General features: G+C 73.2%; 21 protein-coding genes. 8 read left to right on the forward strand and 13 right to left on the reverse strand.

Features of this window, described 5'->3' with window-relative positions:
- The first annotated feature begins 104 nt into the window (after nt 1–104).
- Nucleotides 105–320, forward strand: a complete 216-nt coding sequence (locus tag H0H10_RS21865; protein ID WP_188182716.1) for a hypothetical protein — start codon at nt 105–107, stop codon at nt 318–320.
- Between the two features lie 42 nt (nt 321–362).
- On the opposite strand, the gene H0H10_RS21870 is transcribed toward H0H10_RS21865, so the two are convergent.
- The 3 genes from H0H10_RS21870 to H0H10_RS21880 are packed head-to-tail and all read right to left on the reverse strand — an operon-like array spanning nt 363 to nt 2,696.
- Nucleotides 363–1,187, reverse strand: a complete 825-nt coding sequence (locus H0H10_RS21870) for a hypothetical protein (RefSeq protein ID WP_188182717.1) — start codon at nt 1,185–1,187, stop codon at nt 363–365.
- Between the two features lie 25 nt (nt 1,188–1,212).
- The gene (locus H0H10_RS21875) at nt 1,213–2,241 is read right to left on the reverse strand and encodes a hypothetical protein (RefSeq protein WP_188182718.1); all 1,029 of its coding nucleotides are present in this window, start codon (nt 2,239–2,241) and stop codon (nt 1,213–1,215) included.
- Nucleotides 2,242–2,243: 2 nt separating this feature from the next.
- Nucleotides 2,244–2,696 carry a hypothetical protein gene (locus H0H10_RS21880; protein WP_188182719.1) on the reverse strand — a complete coding sequence of 151 codons (453 nt, stop codon included), beginning with the start codon at nt 2,694–2,696 and terminating at the stop codon, nt 2,244–2,246.
- A gap of 80 nt (nt 2,697–2,776) precedes the next feature.
- Here H0H10_RS21880 and H0H10_RS21885 point away from each other — a divergent pair, with 80 nt between their 5' ends.
- Both H0H10_RS21885 and H0H10_RS21890 read left to right on the forward strand, forming a co-directional pair.
- A complete protein-coding gene (locus H0H10_RS21885; protein WP_188182720.1) occupies nt 2,777–6,445 on the forward strand; it encodes a CHAT domain-containing protein in 3,669 nt (1,222 codons plus the stop codon).
- A gap of 37 nt (nt 6,446–6,482) precedes the next feature.
- Nucleotides 6,483–7,127, forward strand: a complete 645-nt coding sequence (locus tag H0H10_RS21890) for a hypothetical protein (protein ID WP_188182721.1) — start codon at nt 6,483–6,485, stop codon at nt 7,125–7,127.
- A gap of 56 nt (nt 7,128–7,183) precedes the next feature.
- Here the strand turns inward: H0H10_RS21890 and H0H10_RS21895 are convergent, their stop codons facing one another.
- From H0H10_RS21895 to H0H10_RS21915, 5 genes are all read right to left on the reverse strand, one after another.
- The gene (locus H0H10_RS21895) at nt 7,184–8,671 is read right to left on the reverse strand and encodes a peptidoglycan D,D-transpeptidase FtsI family protein (protein WP_188182722.1); all 1,488 of its coding nucleotides are present in this window, start codon (nt 8,669–8,671) and stop codon (nt 7,184–7,186) included.
- 201 nt (nt 8,672–8,872) lie between these two features.
- A complete protein-coding gene (locus H0H10_RS21900; RefSeq protein WP_188182723.1) occupies nt 8,873–10,123 on the reverse strand; it encodes an NAD(P)/FAD-dependent oxidoreductase in 1,251 nt (416 codons plus the stop codon).
- Nucleotides 10,120–11,556 carry an NAD(P)/FAD-dependent oxidoreductase gene (locus H0H10_RS21905; protein WP_188182724.1) on the reverse strand — a complete coding sequence of 479 codons (1,437 nt, stop codon included), beginning with the start codon at nt 11,554–11,556 and terminating at the stop codon, nt 10,120–10,122. The genes H0H10_RS21900 and H0H10_RS21905 overlap by 4 nt, the downstream gene beginning before the upstream one ends.
- A complete protein-coding gene (locus H0H10_RS21910) occupies nt 11,553–12,986 on the reverse strand; it encodes an FGGY family carbohydrate kinase (RefSeq protein ID WP_188182725.1) in 1,434 nt (477 codons plus the stop codon). Before H0H10_RS21910 ends, H0H10_RS21905 begins: the two co-directional genes overlap by 4 nt.
- A gap of 105 nt (nt 12,987–13,091) precedes the next feature.
- Nucleotides 13,092–14,318, reverse strand: coding sequence for a cytochrome P450 (locus H0H10_RS21915; RefSeq protein WP_188182726.1), 1,227 nt, complete (start codon nt 14,316–14,318; stop codon nt 13,092–13,094).
- Nucleotides 14,319–14,664: 346 nt separating this feature from the next.
- On the opposite strand from H0H10_RS21915, the gene H0H10_RS21920 reads away from it, so the two are divergent.
- Nucleotides 14,665–15,255 carry a TetR/AcrR family transcriptional regulator gene (locus tag H0H10_RS21920; RefSeq protein ID WP_188182727.1) on the forward strand — a complete coding sequence of 197 codons (591 nt, stop codon included), beginning with the start codon at nt 14,665–14,667 and terminating at the stop codon, nt 15,253–15,255.
- A gap of 44 nt (nt 15,256–15,299) precedes the next feature.
- On the opposite strand, the gene H0H10_RS21925 is transcribed toward H0H10_RS21920, so the two are convergent.
- Entirely contained in the window at nt 15,300–16,151 is an 852-nt protein-coding gene (locus tag H0H10_RS21925) for a maleylpyruvate isomerase family mycothiol-dependent enzyme (protein WP_188182728.1), read from the reverse strand.
- A gap of 115 nt (nt 16,152–16,266) precedes the next feature.
- Nucleotides 16,267–16,692: a VOC family protein gene (locus tag H0H10_RS21930; protein ID WP_188182729.1), complete on the reverse strand. Its 426-nt coding sequence runs from the start codon at nt 16,690–16,692 to the stop codon at nt 16,267–16,269.
- A 185-nt stretch (nt 16,693–16,877) separates the two neighbouring features.
- Between H0H10_RS21930 and nadE the strand changes: the two genes are divergently transcribed.
- The 3 genes from nadE (at nt 16,878) to H0H10_RS21945 (ending at nt 19,499) form a co-directional block, all read left to right on the forward strand.
- Nucleotides 16,878–17,708 carry an NAD(+) synthase gene (gene nadE, locus H0H10_RS21935; protein WP_309141867.1) on the forward strand — a complete coding sequence of 277 codons (831 nt, stop codon included), beginning with the start codon at nt 16,878–16,880 and terminating at the stop codon, nt 17,706–17,708.
- A gap of 64 nt (nt 17,709–17,772) precedes the next feature.
- Nucleotides 17,773–18,564: a MerR family transcriptional regulator gene (locus H0H10_RS21940; RefSeq protein WP_188182730.1), complete on the forward strand. Its 792-nt coding sequence runs from the start codon at nt 17,773–17,775 to the stop codon at nt 18,562–18,564.
- Complete coding sequence (locus tag H0H10_RS21945; protein WP_223180201.1) at nt 18,561–19,499, forward strand: hypothetical protein; 939 nt, start codon at nt 18,561–18,563, stop codon at nt 19,497–19,499. Before H0H10_RS21940 ends, H0H10_RS21945 begins: the two co-directional genes overlap by 4 nt.
- Before the next feature lie 86 nt (nt 19,500–19,585).
- Here the strand turns inward: H0H10_RS21945 and H0H10_RS21950 are convergent, their stop codons facing one another.
- From H0H10_RS21950 to H0H10_RS21960, 3 genes are all read right to left on the reverse strand, one after another.
- Entirely contained in the window at nt 19,586–21,181 is a 1,596-nt protein-coding gene (locus tag H0H10_RS21950; protein ID WP_188182731.1) for an MFS transporter, read from the reverse strand.
- Between the two features lie 185 nt (nt 21,182–21,366).
- Entirely contained in the window at nt 21,367–21,837 is a 471-nt protein-coding gene (locus tag H0H10_RS21955) for a MarR family winged helix-turn-helix transcriptional regulator (RefSeq protein ID WP_188182732.1), read from the reverse strand.
- 41 nt (nt 21,838–21,878) lie between these two features.
- Nucleotides 21,879–22,265 carry a 5-carboxymethyl-2-hydroxymuconate Delta-isomerase gene (locus H0H10_RS21960; RefSeq protein WP_188182733.1) on the reverse strand — a complete coding sequence of 129 codons (387 nt, stop codon included), beginning with the start codon at nt 22,263–22,265 and terminating at the stop codon, nt 21,879–21,881.
- Between the two features lie 193 nt (nt 22,266–22,458).
- On the opposite strand from H0H10_RS21960, the gene H0H10_RS21965 reads away from it, so the two are divergent.
- The gene (locus tag H0H10_RS21965; protein WP_188182734.1) at nt 22,459–23,067 is read left to right on the forward strand and encodes a hemerythrin domain-containing protein; all 609 of its coding nucleotides are present in this window, start codon (nt 22,459–22,461) and stop codon (nt 23,065–23,067) included.
- Nucleotides 23,068–23,241 lie beyond the last annotated feature (174 nt).

Raw genomic sequence — 23,241 nt, forward strand, 5'->3', positions numbered from 1 at the left:
GGCCATCGGGGTGGCCTCCGGCCGTGTCGGGCGGCCGGAGGCGGCCGTACTGGCCATGCTGGACAAGAAACGGCACCCACCCTTCCGGCGACAAGGAGCACGGCATGCCGACGGACCCGGTCGGACGATTCCTGGCGGCCCTGGGCCCGGACCACCGGGAGGCCGTCCGCGCCAAGCCGCGCGAGGAGCAGGAGCGGCTCGCGCAGGCATGGGAACGGGAACTGGCGACGGACGACGAACTCGACACTCTCGACGAGTTGTCCCCGCCGTCCGCGGAGGCCGAGGCCGCCCGCCGCGTCCTGGACCGCCAGACCGGCTAGGGGTCACTGCACGACGGCCGTGGGGGAAGGGGCCGGTGCCGGTCAGTGCTGTGGCGCGGGATTGTCCGGGTCCACGTGTTTGGGGCGGTTCTCGAAGACCTTGGCGATCACCCATCGCTGCCCCCGCCGGCCGGCCTGTCTGCCGGGGTGGATCCGAAGGTCGTAGTCGTCCGTGAGGTAGGCGGGCTCGAGCGCCCCCGCGTGGAAGACGGCCTCGGTCCGGCCCTCGTCCCCGCGGAACCTGCGGGAGCAGTTGCCGGTGATGCGGGGGCTGTCCTCGAAGACGTCGGGCATCACGCTGTCGCAGAGCCCGGTCATGAAGTCCGGCGACGGCGGCCTCTTCCCCTCCACCAGCACGATCACATGGACCAGCGGCTTGTTGAGGCGTTCGGTCTGGGCGGAGTGCCGGCGTCCGTTGGGCGCGGGGACCGGGTCCAGGTGCCGGCCGCAGCGCGGGCAGCCGAGGCCGAGGGCGGCGGGTCGCGCATGTCTCCTGCAGACGGTGACGGCGCAGACGTCGCAGCGTCCGCCCATCGGGTTGCTGATCGATACGCCACCGCCGTGGTCGCCCAGCAGGTGGTGGGCGCTCACCCAGGACACACCGCACCCCGGTGCCTCGCAGGCGCAGAAGACCGCGTTCAGGCGGGTGTCGAACAGCTGCCTGGGGCCGAGCTGTTCCTCGGGAGCGGCCTCACTCGTCGTCCGTGCCCCGATGTAGATCAACTCGCCGGCCAGCCGCTGCACCTCCGGCAGGCCGGGGTAGACATCGAGGACCATCAGCAGACGTCCCAGAGCCGATCGGTAGCGTTTCTCCGTCGTGAGGGCGGTCGCCTCGTCGAGCAGTTGCCGCGTCCATCTCGTCACCATGGGGCTTGCTCCTTGCTGCGGGGGCTCACAGGGAATCCGGCGGTGGAGCGGGAGGAGGTATGTACAACGCGCGGGTGAGAGCGTCACCGAGGTCCGGGGTGAGCGGTGTCGGCGCGGTGCCGTCCACGCCGTCCGGCGACGGGGCGGGACCCGGCAGGGTGGCGGTGTGCAGCCTGCTCGCGGTCGTCGGGGATGCGGGGGTCAGGCCGAGGCGGACGGCGAGTTCACCGCCGTGGAGCCGGACCGCGGCCTCCAGCAGCAGGGCGTAGTCGTCGGCCGCCGCACGGGTGCGGGACCGGCCGGCGAGCAGCAGGGCGAGGCCGATCAGGACGGCGGGCCACCACCATCCGGCGACCGGAAGGTACAGCAGGGCCCACGCGGTGAGCGTGTTGCCGCGGTACAGCGACTGACGTGCCGCGGTGATCTCCGTGCGGGTGGTGTCGGGCAGGGTGAGCCACAGGTACGGCCACACCGTGGCAAGGTCGAGCTGGTGCACCCGGTCCAGGCGGGCGGAGACGCCGTGGATGCGGTCGCCGCTCCAGGTGGGCCGGTCGGGGCGCTCCGCCGCGATTCTGGTCATGGCGAGGTGGGCCGCCCACCGCTCGGCCGGATCGCTGCGCTCGCCGCGGCCGCGGGCCGCCCGGGCCTGGGCCGTCAGCCGGTCGTAGCGGCCGGCAGCCGTCGTCCAGCGGTCCCGGCGGCGGTCGACGCGCAGTTGGGCCAGGGCACGCAGCGGGCGTGGCCAGGTGCGCCAGGCGGCTGCCAGGCACCCGCGTTCGACGAGTGACCCCAGCGCCTGCGCGGCCAGCCCCACCCCGGCCGACGAGGCCAGGACGGCGCCGAGGACCACGATCTGGCCGCCGGTGGTGCGCAGCGTACGGGCTTCGGCCGTCGCGGAGATCCGGTGGGTGAGGTGGTTCAGGTCGAAGGGGTGGCCGTGGCCGAGCAGCACCGCCGTGCCCAGGACGGCGAGGTAGAGGGCGCCCGGCAGGACGAGGAGGGACAGCCAGCGTTCGGCGAGCTTCTTCCCGAGTTCCGAGAGCAGGCCGCCCATGGTCACAGACGGTCCCGTCGCAGCGGTCGGCCGGTGATGGCGCAGCGTGCCAGGGGCATGGTGGGGTGCGGAGCCCAGAAGCGCGCGCACCGGCGCGCCGGGCACAGGTAGACGATGTCGGCCGGCCCCGGCGCCCCGCCGCGGGACAGACCGGTCACCTGGTGCGGTCCGGGGCCGCCGGGCGGCTCACCGCCCGTGAGGCCGCGGGAGGAGCCCGGCGCGTCGTGGAGCCCGTGAACGCCCCGGGCGTCGCCGTCCGCCTGGAGCAGCAGGTGCAGGTCCTCCAGTGCCCCGTCGACGTCGCCGCCCGAGCGCACGGCCGCCACGACCCGCTCCAGGGGCGCGTCGTCGCCGAGCTGCCCGTCGAGGAGCTGGGCGCGGAGCGGCTCCAGGTTCTGGCAGACGTACGCCACGGCGTTCGCTCTGCGAACGGTCGTCTGGTCGAGGTCCCTCACGCGCCCTCCCTATAGTGATGCAGCACACCTGTGGCTCCAACTGTGCAGTGTGGCAGGGGTATTCGGAAACGAGGTACCGGATGCGGTGGAATTCGTTCACCGGCGGTCACGATCGAAAAGAAGCGGAGTTCTGGTCCCGGCGCGGGAGCGAGGCGTGGGAGAGGTTCCACCGGACCGGCGCCACGGACGACCTGGAGGAGGCCGTCGGCGCCTACCGCACGGCGGTGGCGCGCATGCCCCGGCGGCACGAGGACCGGGCGAGCGTCCTGTACGACCTGCAAGCCGCGCTGCACGCGCGCAGCGAGCTGACCGGCGCCGGGCCGGCCGATCTCGACGACGCGGTCGCCGCCGGGCGCGAGGCCGTGGCCCTGGAACCCGCGAACGCCGGCTTCCTCGCGGCCCTCGGTGCCGTCCTGGCGGAGCGCTTCGGCCGGACCGGGGAGCCCGCCGATCTGGAAGAGGCCGTCGCACTGGGCCGCAGGGCCGTCACGCTCCCGCCCGCCGGCCCGTTCGACGTCGAGGCCGCGCTGACGAACCTGGGCTCGGCGCTGCACCGGCGATTCCAGTGGACGGGGTCCATGGCGGACCTGGAGGAGTCGATCGACCTGGAACGCACGGCGCTCGCCGTGAGCCGGCCCGGGTCCGGCGGGCGCAAGGGGAGCCTGAGCAACCTCAGCGGCCGGCTGGTCTCGCTCTACCACCGCACCGGCCGGCCCCAGGTCCTGGAGGAGGCCGTCGCCCTCGCCCGGCGAGCCGTCGGGGCGGGACCGGCCGGCCACGCCCACCAGCTCGCCTGCCTGACCAGTCTGGGCAACGCCCTGCATCTGCGGTACGAACGGTACGGTGCACACGCGGACCTGGACGAGTCGATCGCGCTGGCGCGCCAGGCCCTCGCCCTGACACCGGGTCACCCCGCGGCGCGGGCACCGTTCCTGGTCAATCTCGCGAACCGGCTGGTACTCCGTTACGAACAGGGCGGTGCCGACGCGGACATCGAGGAGGCGCTCGCCCTGGGCCGCGAGGCGGTCGCCGTGACACCCCACAGCGACCCGGAGGGCCCGGGATACCTCGCCCACCTGGTGAACGCCCTGGCCATGGTGTCCATGCAGAGCCGCAGCACGGCCTTCCTCGACGAGGCGGTCGCCCTCGCCCGCGCCGCCGCCGCGGCGTCCTCCCCCGCCCGGCCCGAGGTCACGGGTGCCTACCGCACGACCCTCCTCCACGCCCTCCAGAGCCGCTTCCAGCAAGCGGGCGGCCTGGCCGACCTGGACGAGGCGATCACCGTCGGCCGCGACGCCGTCACGCTCTTCCCCGAGGGCACCCTCGGCGCGGTACGGCACGGCGTGGCCCTGGCGGAGGCACTGTTCGTACGGTTCCGGGACACCGCCTCTACGGACGACCTGGAAGAGGCGATCGCCCTCTCCCGGGCGGGCCTGGCGGCCGCCTCCGGCGCGCCCGCGGACCGGGCGCGTGCGCTCGCGTTCCTCGGCATGCTGCTGTGGAGCCGTCACGAGCGCACGCACGACGAGTCCGACCTGGACGAAGCGGTCCGGTTCTGCCGCGAGGCGGTGGAGTCCGCCGTCCACGAGGACGAGTCGGCGGTGCCCCTGGCCAACCTCGCGGCCGCGCTGGTCACGCGTTTCCGGCGGACCGACGCGACGTCCGACATCGACGACGCCGTCGACGCGGCCTCCCGCGCCGTCCGCAGCACCTCCTGGCGCGACACCGAACTCCCGCGCTACCTGTCGAATCTCTCCTACGCCCTCACCCTGCGGTTCCGGCGGACCGGCCGGAGAGCGGACCTGGACGAGGCCGTCGCCGTCGGCCGGGACGGTGTGACGCTGGCTCCCGCCCACCATCCCGAGCGCTCGAAGGTCCTCGGCAACCACGGCGTCGCGCTCAGGACCAGGTACGAACGCTTCGGAGACCCGGCCGACCTCGACGCGGCCGTCGCCGCCCTCACGGAGGCGGCTGGTGCCGATTCCGCACCCGCCTCCCATCGCATCGGCGCGGCACGGGCAGCGGCCGATCTCGTCGCCCCGACGGACCCGGCCCGGGCCGCGGACCTCCTCGAAGCCGCGGTGCTGCTGCTCCCGCAGGTCAGCCCCCGCCGCCTCGCACGCGGCGACCAGCAGCACGCGCTCGGCGAGGCCCGCCGGCTGGCGAGCGACGCCGCGGCCCTCGTCCTCGCCGCCGCACACCGGGCCGGCAGCGGCCCGGACCCGGCCGCGCGCGCACTGCGCCTGCTGGAGGCGGGGCGGACCGTCCTGATCGGCCAGGCCCTCGAAGCCCGGGACGATCTGTCGGAACTCCGCGGGCGGCACCCCGGACTCGCCGACCGCTTCCTCCGCCTGCGCGACCTGCTCGACCAGCCCACACCCGGACTCCTCGTACCGTCGCCCGCCGAGGGCGGATCCTCGCTGCCCGGCCACTGCGCGGCCCCGGCGCCGGGAGCGCACGCCGGAGTGCCGCACGCGCGCGCCGCGGCGAACAGGCCCGCGCTCGCCGCCGAGTTCGCCGCCACGCTCGCCGAGATCCGCGGCAAGGACGGATTCGCCTCCTTCGGCCTGCCGCCCGCCGAGGAGGACCTGGTGAGCGTGGCGGAGCACGGCCCGCTGGCGGTGCTCAACGTCAGCACCTACGGCAGTCACGCGCTCCTGCTCACCCGCGACGGCGTGTCCGCGCTCCCGCTCCCCGCGCTCGGTTTCGAGAGCGTGACCGCCCGGACGGACGCCTTCCTCGGCGCCCTGCACGCGGCGGTGGCGGGCGGCGACGGCACCGAGCGGCGCGCCGCCCAGGCACGCCTGCGTGAGGTACTGGAGTGGCTGTGGGACGCGGCAGCCGGACCGGTCCTGGACCGGCTGGGCCTTCGGCACCGGCCGGCCGGTGAGGCGGGGACCTGGCCACGGCTGTGGTGGGTGCCGAGCGGCCTGCTCAGCCTGCTGCCGCTGCACGCCGCCGGGCACCGGACCGGGGCCGCGGACAGCGACGCGCCGCGGACGGTGATGGACCGGGTGGTCTCCTCGTACACGCCCAGCGTCCGTGCGCTCCACCACGCCCGCCGGCGCGTCCCCGCCGCGGACCCGTCACCGGCCGGCATCCCCCGCGCCCTGGGCGTCGCGATGCCCGTCACCCCCGGGCTGCCCGGTGGCGGCCGCCTGCACCACGCGAGCGACGAGGTGGCCGCGCTGCGCGGGCATCTGCCCGGGCTCGTGGTCCTCGACGGCGGTGAGGACCCGGCGGTGCCGGTCAAGGCAGAGGTGCTGACACGGCTGCGGGACTGTCCCGTCGCGCACTTCGCCTGCCACGGGCACAGCGACGCCACGGACCCGTCCCTCAGCCGCCTGCTGCTCCAGGACCACGAGCGCGACCCGCTCACCGTCGCCGCCCTCGCTCCGGTCGTCCTCGACCACGCCCAACTCGCCTATCTCTCGGCCTGCCGCACCGCCTCCGTCGTCCACGGGGCCTTCCTCGACGAGGCCATCCACCTCGCCTCGGCGTTCCAGATCGCCGGCTTCCCGCAGGTCGTCGGCACCCTCTGGGAGGTCGACGACCGGCTCTGCGTCACCATCGCCGACCGCTTCTACGCCCACCTGCGCACCGCGGAGGGCGGCCTCGACACCCGTCGCGCGGCGCACGCGCTGCACCGCGCCCTCGTCGCCGTGCGCGACGGGCACGACCTGCCGGGTCCCGTCACCCGTGCGGGAAATCCGTTCCTGTGGGCGGCCCACATCCACGTCGGGGCGTGAACACGCGAGGCCGTCAGGGCCGAAAGGGGAGATCGCGATGCTGTTCGAACGCTTCCGGAGGAAACCGGCCGGGAGAACACCCACGCCGCCACCGGCGCACGAGCCGGAGGAGCGGCGGTGGAGCACGGTGCGGGACGGGCCCGACAGCGACGGGATGGTCACGCTCTCCGGCAAGGGCTGGGCAGGCGACCTGTGGCGCGAGAGGCCCGTACGCGTGCCCTGGCGCGTCGACGTCGGCGAGTTCCTCGGCCGGCGGCCGCTGCCCTACCTCTGGCCGGACGACGCCGAGTACCGGGCGTACGTCGACGCCGACGAGGATCCGGGGCGGCTGCTGAGGACCGGCTGGATCGACGCCTTCCTCCACCACCCCGACGACAGGGTCGTCGTCCAGTGCCTGCAGATCTTCACCGGCGAGAACGCGGTGAACCTCACCAGCATCGCCGACATCCTCGGCCACGCCTCGGCGCCGCAGGTGAAGCAGGAGGCCGCGAAGGCGGTCTGGCGCGCCGGCGACGCGGGCGTGCACTGGGTCTTCAACGTGCTGCTCTCCCGGGGGCTCATCCCCTCCGACTACGACGCGCTGTCGGTGCACGAGGCGATCGGGCATCTGCGCAGGGCCTGTCCCGCGGAGAGGATGCGGACACTCGAATCGGAACTCGGCGGTTCCGACGAGGAGGACTGAGGTGCCCGTCCGCTCCGTGCGCGTGCGGACGGAGCGGACGGGCACCCGGCCGGTCCCTAACGCTGCAGGACCGCCTGCATGACACTGCGTGCGATGGGCGCTCCGAGGCGGCCACCGGAGATGTCCTCGCGCGAGATGTCCATGTCGGTCGGGTCGATGAAGACGGCCACGGCGACGGAGGATCCGTCCTGCTTCTTGCCGTAGGAGACGAACCAGCCGTACGGCACCTGCTGGGCCACGTCGACGCCGCGCTGCGCGGTACCGGTCTTGCCGCCGACCGTGATGCCGTCGATCTGGGCCCGGCGGGCGCTGCCCTCCTTGGCGGTGAACTCCATCATCTGCTGGACCTTCTGAGCGGTGGCGGCGGAGACCGCCTGGCTCATCATCGCGGGCTGCGTCTTGTCCAGGGTGCTGAGGTCCGGGCCGCGGACCTCGTCGACGATGTAGGGCTGCATCAGCTTGCCGTCGTTGGCCAGCGCGGCGGTGACCATGGCCATCTGCATGGGCGTGCTGGTGAGGCTGCCCTGTCCCATACCGGTCAGCGCCGTACCCGGCTTGTCGAGGTTGTCCGGGTAGAGGCTCTTGGTGGCGAGCAGGTCGCCGAAGTCGTCGGAGTAGACGTCCTCGTTGAAGCCGAACTTCTCGGCCGTCTCCCGCAGCTTCTCCTGACCGAGTTTGGCCGCCGCGTCGAGGAAGACGTTGTTGCACGAGTACTGCATGGCCGTCTTCATCGACGCCTTGCCGCAGATCGCGTCGCCGGCCTCACTGCCGATCCTGTTGGTGGACTGCGGCAGGGGGTAGGGGGAGACGGCGTCCGAGGGTGCGTCGATGTCGGTGACGATCCCGTGCTCCAGCGCCGCCGCCGCGGTGAGGATCTTGAAGGTCGACCCCGGAGGGTACGTCTCGCGCAGGGCGCGGTTGGCCAGCGGCTTGCGCTTGTCCTTGTCGAGCGCGACGAACTTGTCGGACTCCTTGAACGTGTTGCCGGCGAACACCGACGGGTCGTAGGAGGGGGCCGTCACCAGGGCCAGCACCTTCCCCGTCCGCGGGTCCAGGGCGACCACGGCGCCCCGCGCACCCTTCAGATCGGTCAGCCCGTCGTAGGCGGCCTTCTGCGCCTTCGGGTCGATGGTCGTGACCACCGACCCGGGACGCCGCCCCTCTCCGGTGACGACGTCGGCGAACCGCTGGAAGGCCAGCCGGTCGTCCTGCCCGGTCAGGATGCCATCGTACGTCCGCTCCAGCAGGGTCATGCCCTGTGCCTGCGACGCGTACCCCGTCACGGGCGCGTACATGGGCCCGTCGACGTAGGTCCGCTTGTACTTGAGGTCGGTGCTCGGGGCTTCGGCGGAGCCGGTGACGGCCCGGCCGCCCACGATGATGTCCCCGCGGGGAGCGGCGAACCGCTCGATCTGGACCCGTCGGTTGTTCTGGTCGGTGGCGAGTTCCGGGGCCTTGAAGTGCTGCAGCCAGTTCGCACGCAGCAGCAGACCGAGCATCAGCAGCCCGCAGAAGATCGCCACAGCCCTCAGCGGCCTGTTCACCGGCGTCCTCCGCGAGCAGACGGAACCTCAACTGCCCTGGCCGGCACGGCTTCCGGTCTGCTGAGTCCGACGGATATGGAGAGGCGTCGTAGCAACATGTGCACACCCTAGACGACCGGTGAGTGCCCCTCCGCCGCCCCGGCGGTCGGCCACCGGCCGGGACCCGTGCCTCGAGTCGGTTCCTCGAAGGCCGCGGTCCGGCTAGTCCAGGCCGATGTGGACGGGGCCCGCGGTGGCCGACACTCCCCGGAGCAGGCCAAAGGGGACGCGGAAGACACGGCCGGGGGCCGCGGGCCGGGCGAGTGTGCGCCGGGTGAGGATCCGTCCGTCCTGGCGGACGGTCACGACGGGGAAGCGGACGAACTCCTCCGTCCACAGCAGCAGGCGGCCTCGTGGGGGCGCCGGGTCACCGGGGCGCAGGATCTGCGGGGCGACCCAGCGGAAGGGGGCGTCGGCGAGGAGACGGACGCCGCCGGCCGGCTGTCCGCCGCCGTTCAGGTGGGCCATGACGTGCCGGGCGACGTGTCTGCCGTCGAGGGCGGCCACGTCGGCGGTGTCGACCGGGTGCAGCAGGTTTCCGGCGGCGAAGACGCCGGGCCGGCTGGTGCGCAGCGCGGTGTCGGTCAGGGGGCCGAGGGTGCCCGGGTCGAGGGTGATGCCGGCGGTGCGGGCGAGTTCGTGGTCGGGGACCCAGTCGCCGGTGAAGACGACGGTGTCGCAGGCGACGGTGCGGCGGCGGCCGGTGTCGAGGTGTTCGATCTCGACGGCCTGGCAGCGGCCTTTGCCGAGGACGCGGGTGATGCGGGTGCGGGTGGCGACGGGGACGCGCAGCAGGGCGCGTCCGGCCGCGGTGAGGGCTGCGTGGGACTCCGCTTTCGGGTAACGGCTGATCATGAGCGCGGGGGTGCAGCCGGCCGCGCGGAGGGTGACGGCCGCGGACCAGCTGACGGGTTCGGCGCCGACGATGACGGCCCGTTCGCCGACGGGCCGGTGGTGGAGGTGGACGAGGTTCTGGAGCAGGCCGGTGGTGTAGACGCCCTGGGGGCGGTCGCCGGGGATGCGGCGTGCGGCACGGGGCCGTTCCCGGGCGCCGGTGGCGAGGACCACGCAGCGCGCGCGGATCTGCCGGCGGCCCTCAGGGCCGGTGATGTCGACGGTGCGGTCGCCGGCCCAGCCGGTGACCATGGTGCGGGTGCGGATCTCCGCCCCGGCCCGGGTGGCCTGCCGGACCAGGTGGCGGGCGTAGGCGGGGCCGGACATGACACGGCGCAGGTCGCGCAGACCGTAGCCGGTGTGGTCGCTGTGGCGTGGGATGCCGCCGGCGGTCTCCTCCCGGTCGACGACCAGGACGTGTCCGGCGCCGAGTCGGGCGAGTTCGGTGGCGGCGGTCAGGCCCGCGGGTCCGCCGCCGATGACGAGGACGTCGGGCGTGATCAGGGGCGGCTGGGTCATGGGCGGTCCTTCGGCCGGCTGCTGCAGACGTCGTGGGCGTGGTGCCGTTCGCGCAGGGCCGCGACGGTCGCGCCGCACAGGGAGCCCTGGCAGCGGCCGTTCATGGCGCGGGTGCGCCGGCGCAGTCCCTCCAGGCTGCGCGCGGGCACGGGGGCGTGGCAGGCGTCGCGGATCTCGCCCTCGGTGACCCGTTCGCAGAAGCAGACGATGGTGCCGTAGGCGGGGTCGCGGGCGATGAGGCCGGCGTCCTGGTAGGGGCGCGGGAAGGCTTCTCCGATGTTGGGCATCCGCGGGGGGTCGGGCAGGTCGTCGCGGGCGGTCAGGGCGAGGCCGGCCTCCTCCAGGAGGGCGCGGGCGTGTTCGGCGATGGCGAGTCCCGCGCTCAGGCCGGTGGACCGGATGCCGCCGGCGAGGAGGTAGCGCCGGTGCGGGTCGGCCTCGATGAGGTAGTCGGGGTGGTCGGTCGCGGCGCGCAGGCCCGCGTAGCCGGCGGTGACCTCCTCGGCCGTCAGACACGGCATGAGGCGTTCGCCCTTGGCGAGGAGGAACTCGTAGCCGTCTTCGGAGGTGGCGGTGTCGGTGCGGTCGGTGAGGTCCTCGGCGGTCGGACCGAGCATGACGTTGCCGTAGACGGTCGGGGCGATCAGGACGCCCTTGCCGCGGGAGGTCGGCACCGGAAGGACGATCCTGTCGGCCAGGGGCCGGGCGAGTTTGTCGAAGACCAGCAGCTCGCCCCGGCGGGGTGTGACGGTGAAACGGTCGTGGCCGAAGAGGCGGTCGATGCGGTCGGCTCCGAGGCCGGCGGCGTTGACGGTCCAGCGGGCCCGTACGTCACCGGCCGACGTGTGCAGGGTGGTCGTCCCCTCCCCTTGCTCGACGGCGGTGACCCGGTGGTTGAGGAGGAGGGTGGTGCCGCGCTGCCGGGCGTCGGTGGCCAGGGCGAGGTTGGTGGTCCAGGTGCAGATGATGGACTCGCCGGGGACGGTCAGTCCGCCCAGCACGCCCTCCGCGAGGTCGGGCAGGTCGCGGTAGACCTCCTCGGGTCCGATGACGCGGCAGAGCCCGTAGCCGTTGGCCTCGGCCTTGTCCTTCAGGCCGGGCAGGGCCCGGAGTTCTTCGTCGTTCCAGGCCACCAGCACGGCGCCGGTGTGTTCGACGGGGATGCCGGTGGCTTCGGCGTAGGCGTTGAGCAGGTGGTGTCCGCGGGCGACGAGCCGGGATTCGAGGGTGCCGGGCCGGGCGTCGAAGCCGGTGTGGAGGATCGCGGTGTTGGCCTTGCTCGTTCCGTCGCCCACGTCGTCGCGGGCTTCGAGGAGCGCCACGGAGACGTCGCAGCCGGACAGTTCGCGTGCGATCGCCGCCCCGACGATGCCCGCGCCGATCACGGCGACGTCGAAGACGCCCTGGTCCGGTCGTCCGGGGCCGGCGGTCATGAGTGCGCCCCCTCGGTGACGCGGGCCGCGGCGGCCTTCGCCCACCTGGCTCGGAACTCCTCGGCCCTGTCCTTGGACCAGCGGGGTTCGTGAACGGCGGCCGGCTGCCAGTCGCCGACCGCCTCTTTCAGCCCGAGCGTGGGGTCGAGGGCGCAGCGGGCCAGGGCTGCCGCGCCCAGGGCGGTGGCGTGGGCGTGGGGGTAGACGTCGACGGGGATCTGGGCGATGTCGGCCTGGGCCTGCATGAGAGCGGCGGAGCGGGTCAGCCCGCCGTCCGCGCGCAGCCGGGTCAGGGGGCGGCCGAGGTCGTGGGCGACCCGTGCGCCCAGCTCGGCGACCTGCGCGGCGATGCCCTGGAGCACGGCCAGAACTAGGTGTCCGCGGCGGGTGGCGAGGGTCATGCCGGTGAAGGACGCGGTGGCCTCCGGGTCCCACCAGGGGGCCGCGAGGCCGGCGAGGGCCGGTACGCACAGGACGCCTTCGCTGTCCGCGGCGGCCGACCGGTCCAGGTCGGAGGCGCTGTGCAGGAGGCCGAGGTCCTGGAGCCAGCGCACCGCGGAGGCGGCGGTGTAGACCTGGCCGTCGACGCAGTAGGGGGTCTGCCCGGCCGCCTGCCAGGCCACCGAGGTCGTCAGTCCGGCGCTGGAGCGCACAGGGTTCAGACCGGTGTTCGCCAGCAGGAACGCACCGGTGCCGTACGTGCACTTGGCGGTGCCCTGTTCCAGGCAGCCCTCCGCGACCAGGGCCGCCTGCTGGTCGACGACCAGCCCGGCCACCGGCGTCTCGCGGCCGAACGCCCGGGTGGTGCCCACGATCTCGTCGCAGGCGGCGATGCGGGGCAGCCGCTCCGCGCCGAGTCCGAACAGGTCCGCGAGCTCCGGGTCCCAGGCGGCGGTGTCCAGGTCCAGGAGCAGCGAGCGGCTGGCGGTGGCGGCGTCGGTGACGAACTCGCCCGTCAGGTGGTGCACCAGCCATGTGTCGGTGGTGGTCACCACTCCGTCGCGGGTGAGATTCCGGCGCAGCCAGGCCATCTTGGGCGCGGAGAAGTACGGGTCGAGGACGAGTCCGGTGCGCCGGGCGATGTCCTGGGCGTCGTCGGCGAGTTCCCGGCAGATGGTCTCCGCGCGCCTGTCCTGCCACACGATCGCCGGTGTCAGGGGTCTTCCGGTGGCCGGGTCCCAGGCCAGGACCGTCTCGCCCTGGTTGGCCAGGGCGACGCCCGCGACCGGACGGCCCGCCGCGCTCAGGGCGCGGCGGCCGGCGCCGAGGACGGAGTCGAGCAGTTCGTACGGGTCCTGTTCGACGCCTCCCCCGGTGAGGTAGGTGGGGCGGACGGTCTCCTCCGCGACGGCGACGGTTCCCTCGTCGTCGTCGACGACGAGGGCCTTGGTGCCGGAGGTGCCCTGGTCGATGGCGAGGACGGCGGTCATCGTGCACTCCCTCCCGTTGAGACGTCGGCGGGCCGGTCGGCGGCGTCGATCACGCACAGAACCATGGCGTACATCCGCCTGGCTCGGAAGGAGGCCTCGGGCCGGCTACCAGACGACGGGCAGGGACCTCGGTCCGCGGATCAGTCCCTGGCGCTGGAACTCGACCTCTTCGGCGGGTACGGCGAGGCGCAGCCCGGGGAAACGGCCGAGGACGGTCCCGATCATGACCTCCGCCTCCATGCGGGCCATGAGCGCGGCCAGGCAGAAGTGCGGTCCGTGCCCGAAGGCGAGATGCCCGGGACCGTCCCGGTCGAAGTCCAGCACATCGGGGTCGGGGAAGACGCCGGGATCGCGGTTGGCGGCGACGTAGGCGTTGTAGACGGCGTCGCCCTTGCGGATGATGTGGCCGCCGATCTCCACGTCCTCGGTGGCGATGCGCGGAATGCCGACTCCGTTGCGGTGGGGAACGTAGCGGAAGAGCTCCTCGACGGCCCTGGGCAGCAGGTGCGGTTCGCGGCGCAGCCGCTCGGCGTGCTCCGGGTGGGTGAGCAGCGCGTACATCATGGAACCGCTGTTGTTGCGCACCGCGTGACCGCCGCTGACGTAGATGGCCATGGCGAGGGAGACGGCCTCGTCGTCGCTGATCTCGCCGGCGGCGGTGGCCTGCGCCAGCACCCCCGCCAGGTCGTCACGGGGTTCGGCCCGGCGCCTGTCGAGGAGATCGACGACCCGGCCGCGTGTCACCTCCCGCGCCGCCCGGTTCCGTTCCTCCTCGTCCGCTTTGGACAGCAGCGCCTCGGAGTTGCCTGCCCAGCTGCGCCAGTCGTCCTCGTCGGCGCCGAGGAAGTAGCAGTCGACGGCGATGGGCAGGGGGGTGTGCAGATGTTCCATGAGGTCGCCCGGTGGGCCGGTCTCCTCCATGGCGTCGAGCAGTCGGTGCGCGGTGCGCTCGGCCAGGGGGCGCAGCCTGTCCATGCTCCGGGCGGTGAACGCCCGGGCCACGACCCGGCGCAGCCGGCTGTGCCGGGGCGGGTCGGTGTACTGCAGCCCCGCCGTCTGGGACGCCACGGGATGCGGGGCCATGCTGGTCACCCCGCACCCGACGACCTGCTCCCGGGAGAAGCGGGGGTCGGAGGTGACGAAGCGGACGTCCTCGTAGCGGGTGACGAGCCATGCGTCGCCGGATCCGTAGGGCAGCGTGATGCGGGTGACCGGCTCTTCGCGCAGGACCTCGTCCAGGAAGGGGTCGGGGTCGAGGGCGGGCACGTCGTCGACGGCCCACGGTCTCACTTCGGGTGGAGGCAGCGCGGACGCGGGCTCGGAGCAGGTCATCTCGCATCACTCCCGAATGTCTCGAATGCCGAGGCGAATGTCTCGCACACCGAGGGCGCACAGTGCTCGGCCGGGGACACCGGCACCCGCAATACCCTGCGGCCCGTCGCTCCTCGCTCGCGCTCTTCACCTTCCCTGACACCTTGTCGTAGCTTGTCCCGGCCTCCGGCGCGCCGCACGCCGGGTGCGTCCGGCCGAGGTCGCTCACGTGCCGACTGCGGTGGTGGCCGTGCGCGCCTTGGCCACCGGGCCCCCGCACTGGCATCATGACCAAGTGGAACCCTGCTCCGAAACAACCACGGGACGTCGTTCCGTTCGGCAGATCCGGCAGTGGAGGGAGCGGCAGGTGAAGGACAGCGGCGAGGGCACGGGGCAGGCGGCCCGGTCCAAGCGAGCGGACGCCCGGCGCAACGAGAAGACGCTGCTCGACGCGGCCGCCGCGGTATTCGTCACGTCGGGCGTGGAAGCGCCGGTACGTGACATCGCGGCCAAGGCCGGCGTCGGGATGGGCACCATCTACCGCCACTTCCCGACCCGGGCGGATCTCATCATCGCCGTCTACCGGCACCAGGTGGAGGCCTGCGCGGAGGCCGGTCCCGCCCTGCTGGCGAGCAGCGCCACTCCGCACGCCGCGCTGGGGCGGTGGATCGACCTCTTCGTCGATTTCCTGGTCACCAAGCACGGACTCGCCGCGGTGCTGCAGTCCGACAACGCCGGTTTCGAGACCCTGCACGCCTACTTCCTCGACCGCCTCGTGCCCGTGTGCGCCCAGCTGCTCGACGCCGCGGCCGATTCCGGCGAGATCCGGTCCGGCCTGGACGCCTACGAGCTCATGCGCGGTGTCGGCAACCTCTGCATCGGCGCGGAGAGCGATCCGCACTACGACGCGCGCCGGCTGGTCGGGCTGCTCGTCGCAGGGCTGCGCCGAACGGACTGACCGGAGGAAGCCGGCGGGCAGCCGCCGGCGGTGGACGGGCACCGTCAGTAGACGATGGACACGATCCGGCACGCGGCTTCGGCGAGCCGGCGCTCCCCCTCGACGCGGGCACGGGCGAGGGCGGTGGCGGGGTCGACACCTCGCGTGCACAGCCGCCAGGCGGTCTCCGTGTCCAGCGCCAGCGTCGCCGCCGGCCGGCCACCGGGCGGTACGGCCAGCGACCAGCCGTGCTCGGTGGCGGTGACGGTCCACGTCCCCTCCGCCGTCCCGGCGACGGTCACCCGTATCTGGGTTCCGGCCGGTGCCGTCGTCCGCCGCAGGGTGTGGGGCAGGGCCCGCATGAAGGTGTCCAGGACCACGGCCGCGGCGGGCGTTCGCAGGTCGGTGTCGCGGCCGACGGCATGGCGGATCTGCTGCCGGTGCGTCCAGTACTCGGTGAACTCCCGGGCGATGTCCAGCCAGGCCGGAGCCGGGTCGGCTCCCGCCCACGACACGCCCAGCGCCGGCGCGTCGAGGTCGGCGGTGGCGAATCGGCCGGCGAGCTGTGTTCCGGCCGACTCGAGGGCGTCGATCAGCGAGGCGGGGCTGTCGTCGGCGTGCAGGTCGACCCATTCCTGATTGGTGCGGTGGATGAACGCCTCAAGGGTCTCCCCCGGGGCGGGGGCACCCCGGTGCCTGCCTTCGGTGCTGCCGAGCCGGCCGTAGTAGTCACCGAGGACGTGGGCGGCGAGGTCGTGCACGGTCCAGCGCGGCACTGCCGTCCTGCCCCAGTCGGCCGGACGCAGACCGCGCAGGGTGTCGAGGAGCGCCCCCAGCTCGGGAGCGAACAGCGGGCGGGCGTCGATCGGGTCACCCAGCCAGGAGGTGCCGGAAGCACTTCGGAAGCGGAAACTCATGGTCGAAGCCTGTCAGCCGGCGGCGTCCGCCTACCAGGAATATCCGCCCGCGCCGATCGGAACGCGCCGCGCCCGGACGGGCCGCCCGTCGGCACCGGGCCGGATCGCGTGGCCCTCACACGACGGGCTCGCCGACACCCAGCAGGTTCCCCTCACTGTCACGGAACCAGGCCCCGCGCTCACCGCGTGCGCCCTTGCTCGGGTAGTTCCCCTCGATCTCGGCGATCCCGTCCCTCGTCCGGAGCCCGGGCACATCGACGTCTTCGAAGACCACCCCGCGCCCTCTGAGCTCCGACACGGTCGTCTCGATGTCGTCGACCTCCCACGCCATCTGGGTGAAGGCGCCGGAGGAGGCTCCCGTCGAGCGGAACACCACGAACTCCGCGCCCCCGCACCGGTACAGCAGCCCCCCGGGCCGCTCGTCGACGGGCTCCAGTCCGAGCTTCTCGGAGTAGAAGCGCCGGGCCCGCTCCAGGTCCCGGGCCGGGAGCCTGGTCGCCACGCGAGACCGGGCCAGGGTCTTGCTCTCGTCTTCGTTCACGTCTCCACTGTGCCGCGAGCGGTGGCCAACGGCGCGGAGGCGACGGGCGCGCCCCGCCGGCTTCCCCGGAGGAGTCCCGGGAGCCGGCGGACGCCGTACGACCACGTCACCCGTTCCCACCCGCTCGGAACCCTCTGGCTAGGGTTGGCCCGGCAGCACATCGCGAACCGGATCAAGGAGCACACGTGAGCGAGTCGGCGTCCATCGCCCTGCAGCAGGAGATCGCCCGGGAACTCCAGGTGGCGGAGACCTTCGACGCCGAGCGGGAGATCGAACGCCGTGTGGCCTTCCTCACCGAGCGGCTGACCTCCACCGGCCTTCGTTCCCTCGTGCTCGGCATCAGCGGTGGCGTGGACTCCACCACCGCCGGGCGGCTGTGCCAGCTCGCCGTCGAGCGGGCCAGGGCAGCGGGGCACGAGGCGCGCTTCCATGCGATGCGGCTGCCCTACGGGGTCCAGGCCGACGAGCACGACGCCCAGCTCGCGCTCTCCTTCGTCCGGGCCGACCAGGTGCTGACGGTGGACATCAAGCCCGCGAGCGACGCCGCGCTCGATGCCGCACTGGCCGCCGGCGTGAGCTTCCGCGACGCGCGGCACCAGGACTTCGTGCACGGCAACATCAAGGCACGGCAGCGCATGATCGCCCAGTACGCGGTGGCCGGCGCGCACGACGGCCTGGTCGTCGGCACCGACCACGCCGCCGAGGCGGTCTCCGGCTTCTTCACCAAGTTCGGCGACGGTGCCGCCGACCTCGTACCGCTCACGGGCCTGACCAAGCGCCGGGTGCGTGCCGTCGCCGAGGCGCTGGGTGCGCCGGCCGAGCTGGTGCGCAAGACCCCGACGGCCGACCTGGAGACGCTCGACCCGGGCAAGGCCGACGAGGACGCGCTCGGGGTCACCTACGAGGAGATCGACGACTTCCTGGAGGGCAGGCCGGTGGACGAGCGGACGTTCAAGACGATCGTCGACCGCTACCAGCTCACCGAGCACAAGCGCCGGCTGCCCGTCGCGCCCTGACCGGCCCGCCGCCGCGGGAGCGGGGGGTTGACCTTGTCGCAACGGCAACGTTTCTACTGGTGCCATGCGAATCGGAGAGCTCGCCGGCCTGGCCGGCATCACCACCCGCGCCGTGCGCCACTACCACCGCATCGGCCTGCTGCCGGAGCCCCCGCGACAGCCCAACGGATACCGCGAGTACTCGCTGCGTGACGCCGTCGAGCTCGCCCGCGTCCGCCGGCTGAGCGAGCTCGGCCTGAGCCTGGAGGAGATCAAGGGCGTCCTGGCGGACGACGCCGGCAAGGACCTCGTCGAGATCCTCACCGAGCTGGACGCCGACCTGGCCCGCCAGGAGGAGGCCATCCGGGAGCGCCGGGCCCGCCTGGGCCGGTTGCTCGAGCAGGCCGAGCGGACCGGGCGGCTGCACGCCGACGCTCCGGTCTCGCCCGAGCTCGCCGCTCTCTTCGACGACATGGCCCGCGTTTCGGCCCGGCTGCCCGGGCCGGAGCCCGCGATGGCGGCCAAGGAGCGGGAACTGCTCGCCTTTCTGGAGACCTGCTCGCCGGGCGGGGGCCGCGGCTGGCTCGACGCCATGGTGCACAGTCTCAGCGCCGACCCCGAGGCGATGCGGCGCGCCTACGAGGTCTACGCCCGGCTGGACGAGCTGGCCGAGGCCGGCGAGGACGACCCTCGGGTGGAGAGCACCGCCCGGGCCGTCGTCGACAGCATTCCGGCAGAGGCGGTGCAGGCGATGACGGTCCCGGACGACGCGGGCGGGACCGACGGTTTCGCGGAGGCCTTCTTCGCGGACTTCGCCCCCGCCCAGGCCGCCGCCGTGCGCCGGGCCATGGCGCTGCTGTGGGAGCGTGCCGGATGAAGGCGTTGAGACGGGCGGTGCGCTGGTCCTTCGCGGCTCTCGTACCCGGGGAACTCGTGGTCGTCCTCTGCGTGGGCAGCGGGGTGCGGATCGCCCCGGGCGCCCGGTCGGCGATGGAGCTGGTCCTGCTCGCGCTCGCGGCCGCCGCGGCCGTGCTGCTGTTCCTGGACCACCGGCGGCATCGCCGGGACGGGCTCGCCCCCTGGCCCGCCTTCCTCGCCGCCGTCGCCGACACCGTACCGGCGCCGGTGCGCAGGCTCACCGCCCACGAGGTGTTCCTGTCCACCAGCTTCCTGCGCTGGGTGTTCCGCCGGGGACCGCACGGCGTACGCGACGGCGACCTGCCCGTCCCGTACGCCCCGGGGCAGACGGCGGTCATGTACGGGTTCTTGTTCGTCTGCGTCGTCGAGACCGTGGCCCTCGCCTTCCTGATCCCCTGGCCGGTGGTACACGCCGTCACCCTCGTGCTCGACGTCTGGGGCTGCTACTTCGTCGTCGCCCTGCACGCCTCCTGCGTGGTGCGCCCGCATGTGATCGGGGCCGACGGATCGCTGCGTCTGCGCTACGGCGCCCTGCTCGACATCCGTGTCCCCGCCGACCGCATCGCCTCCGTCCGCCTGGACCGGAAGTTCCCGGACGGCAAGCTGGCCGCCGTGGACGACAAGGGCGTCGCCGACCTGGCCGTGGCCGGCCAGACGACGGTCACCGTCGAGCTCACCGAACCGGTGCGGTACGTACGGGCCCTGGGCAGGCCCGCCGAGGCCCGTACCTTCCGCTTCTACGCGGAGGACGCGGCGGCCGCGGTCGCGGCGCTGAGGGCGGGCGGCCCGTCCGCGGGTGCGGACGGGACCACCGGTACGGACCGGACGACCCGCACGGACCGGGCCACCGGTACCCCCGGCTGCCCGGTCACCGGGCCCGCAGGCGACCGGTGACCGGGTCCCGCCGGCCACCGCAGGCGGCCGGTGTCCGGGGTACCACCGGCCACCGCAGGCTCGCCGGGCGGCTCGGTCGGCCGTCGTCAGGCGGCTGACGGGCCGGTGGAGCCGCGTCGTACGCCGACCACCGCCACCACGGCGCCCACGACGCACAGCACGCCGGCGACGAGCACCGAGGTGTGCACGCCGTTCATGAAGGCCTGGTGGCTGCCCTCGACGACGGCGGTCCTGAGCTGGGCGGGCATCTCCCCCGAGACCGGGGCGACGCCCATGGCCACCGCGTCCCCGGCCTCGTTCAGGCCGGCTGCCGCGGGCGCGGGCACACCGGCGGTGGTCAGTTCTCCGGTGAGGGTCGAGCCGACCCGGCTGCTGATCAGCGACACCAGCACGGAGGTGCCGAGCGCGCCGCCGATCTGCAGGGCGGTCGCCTGCAGGCCGCCCGCCACACCGCCGTCCCTGACCGGAGCGTTGCCGACGATGGCGTCGGAGGAGGACGACATCACCATGCCGACGCCGAGGCCCAGCGCGATGAACGGCGGCCACATCGTGACGTAGGAGGAGTCGGGGCTCCAGGCGAGCATGACGAAGCAGGCGACGGCCTGGAGGGCCATGCCGAGCGGCATGGTGAGGCGCGGTCCGAACCTGTCCGTGAGCGCGGCGCCGAGCGGGGACGCCACGACCGAGGCGAGGCTCAGGGGCAGGGTGCGCACACCGGCTTCGACGGGCGTGAACCCGCGCACGTTCTGCAGGTAGAGCATCACGAAGAAGATCACGCCCAGCAGCACGAAGAAGTTCAGGGCGGTGATGACCGTGCCGATGGTCAGTGCCCGGCTGCGGAACAGGCGCATGGGCAGCAACGGGGCCGCGACCCGGTTCTCGTGGAGGCCGAAGACGAGCAGGACCACCACGCCGGCCGCCATGGCGCCCAGGGTGCCGCCCGAAGTCCAGCCCCACGTCTCGCCCTTGACGACACCGAACACGACGGCGAGCAGCCCGAGGGCCAGCAGCACGACCCCGACGATGTCGAACCTCTCGTTCGCCGCGGCGTCGTTCTTGCTCTGCGGCAGGACGCTCATGCTGAAGACGAGCGCGATGACGCCGATGGGAGCGTTGATGTAGAAGACGGATTCCCAGTTGACGTGCTGGACGAGCAGTCCGCCGACGATCGGACCGAGGGCGGTGGAGACCGAGGAGACCATGGCCCAGATGCCGACCGCCATGCCGAACTTCCTCGGCGGGAAGACGGCACGCAGCATGCCGAGGGTGTTGGGCATCAGCAGCGCGCCGAAGAAGCCCTGCAGCGCCCGGAAGGCGATGACGCCCTCGATGGATCCGGCCAGTCCGATGGCGACGGACGCGGCGGTGAATCCGGCGACACCGATCAGGTAGAAGGTGCGGCGCCCGAACCGGTCACCGAGCTTGCCGCCGAGGATCAGCGCGGCGGCGAGGGCCAGCAGGTAGGAGTTGGTGACCCACTGCAGGTCGGAGGTGGAGGCGCCCAGGTCCCGGCCGATCTCGGGGTTGGCGATCGAGACGACCGAACCGTCGAGGCCGACCATGAACAGGCCGAAGGCGACGGCGATCAGCGTCAGCCAGGGGTTGGCCCGTGGTCCGCGCGGCCGGGCCGCGGGCGGGGCGTGGTGCGGCGGGGCGGAGGAGTCGGTGGTGGCGGAGGGCATGACTGTGCCTGTCCTTCGTGTGTCTGGGGCGGACGTACTGTCCGGGGAGGAGGAGCGCTGGACGGGACCGGCCCTGTCCGGGGGACATGGCGGAACCGGCGGCCGGCCCGCGGGGGGGTCGGAACACCGGGCGCGAGTGGTCCGCCACGAGCGGCACCGGACCCCTGTGGGTCCGGTGCTCGTGGTCAGTGGCGGGACTGAAGGTGCCGGCCGAGTGCCGACAGCGCGTGCAGGGCCGAGCCGAGGGCGCCCAGTTCGCCCTCCGTCATGGCCCGCAGTGCCCGGGTGAGATGGGCGCCCATCAGGTGTTCCACCTCGGCGATCTGCTGCCGGGCGGTCCCCGTGAGGTGCAGGTGCGCGACCCTCTTGTCGGCCGGGTCCTGGCGGCGCTCCAGCAGCCCCTGCCCGGTCAGCTGGGTGACCAGCGCGCTGACGTTGTTCGGCTTCATCAGCAGGGCTTCGGCCGCCGCGCGCACGGTGACGCCGTCGTTGTCCTCGACGTGCCGCAGCAGTGCGAGCTGGGCCTCGGGGGGTTTGGGGTGCGCGTAGTCCTGCGCGACCTGCCGGTCGAGAGCCCGAGCCAGCCCCGGCAGGCACGCCACGAGCCCTGCGGCCACGTGGTCGATGTCCTGGACGGACGCGGTGTTCTCGGGCATGGCCCCAGCATGCCTATAGAGAAATACCTATGTCAAGGCACCTATCTGGCGCACCGGTACTCCGTCTCGCCCCGGGCCTTGGGCGACAGGCGGTAGGAGCCGGCCAGATCCCGCACCTCCACCGAGAGGACCGCCCCGGCCGCGTCGCGCACCGGGAGGTGTGCGGAGAGCAGGGCCAGGATGCTCTCGGACAGCCGCGCCTTGAGCGATTCGGAACGCCCCGGCATGAGACCGACCTCCACGTGCACGAACGTGCTCTCCTCGATCGTCCCGTTCCCGGCGTACGTCTCGGCCGGACGCAGGAACGTCTTGCACACGCCCGTCGAACCCGCCATGTCGACTACGAGCGGATGCAGTTCCTTCAGGAGAGCCACCCGGTCGAAGACATCGGCCAGGTGTGAGGAGTAGTCGATGGTGAGGTGCGGCATGAGGACCCTTCGCGCGGCCTAGTTTCTTCAGGCAACCATTTTCCACCTGCGCGGTCGCGCATCGCGCCACGGTCTCCCGGCGGTCGCCTGTCGGGTGGTTCGCGAACGGGGTAGTCGGTCCTCATCGACGGGAACACCGCCCTGCGGCTGCCCATGGAGGGAGCGCGACGGAGATGCCCCCAGGTGGAGCGCGATGGAGATGAAGGACCGAGGAGACGTCAGAGCCGAAGTCGCCGGAGAACACCGGTCGCTCGAACAGGCCATCGCCCGGATCAGGACGCTGCCGGCCGACGACCCTGGACGCAGGGTCTGCCTGAAGCGCATCGCCGTGACCCTGGCGGGTCATGTGGTCGCGGTGGAGCAGGTCCTGCATCCGGCCGTGCACAGCCACGTCCCCGAGGGCGACCGGCTCGCGCGGCAGAGCCTCACGGACCTGGTGCGCGCGGAGGAAGTGATGAAGGACCTGGAGTTCACCGACACGGAGAGCGGGGAGTTCGATACGCTCCTGCGCCGTTTGACCACCTGGCTGCGCCGCCACTCAGACTGCGAGGAGGCGTTCCTCCTGCCGCACCTCAGCGGTGCCGCGCCGCGCCCGGCGCTGGACGAGCTCAAGGACGACCTCCACACGGTGGAGGCCGACGCCGCCGCGCTGCGCGAGGCCGTGGCGCACGGCCGCCGCCCGGACGTGATCGACCGGGTCCACACGGCCCTCACCGAGCGGTACCACAGTGCGTCGGCGCCCGATCGGCGGCCGGCACGCTCCCCGGCGCCGGACGGGCCGGAGGACTGGCCGGCCCTGTAGCGGATGTCCGCTCCGGCGCGGGCGGGCCGCTCGCTCTCACGTGCGGGGGCGTGCGGGCTGAGCCGCGCATCCGCGCCCGGCGGGCCGGTTCAGCGGCCGCGGCGGGGAAACTCGAACGGCAGGAGCCGGCGCTCTTCACCGGCACCAGGCAAGGACGAGGACGAAGGAGCACGT

The organism is Streptomyces griseicoloratus (assembly GCF_014534645.1).
Classification (GTDB): domain Bacteria; phylum Actinomycetota; class Actinomycetes; order Streptomycetales; family Streptomycetaceae; genus Streptomyces; species Streptomyces griseicoloratus.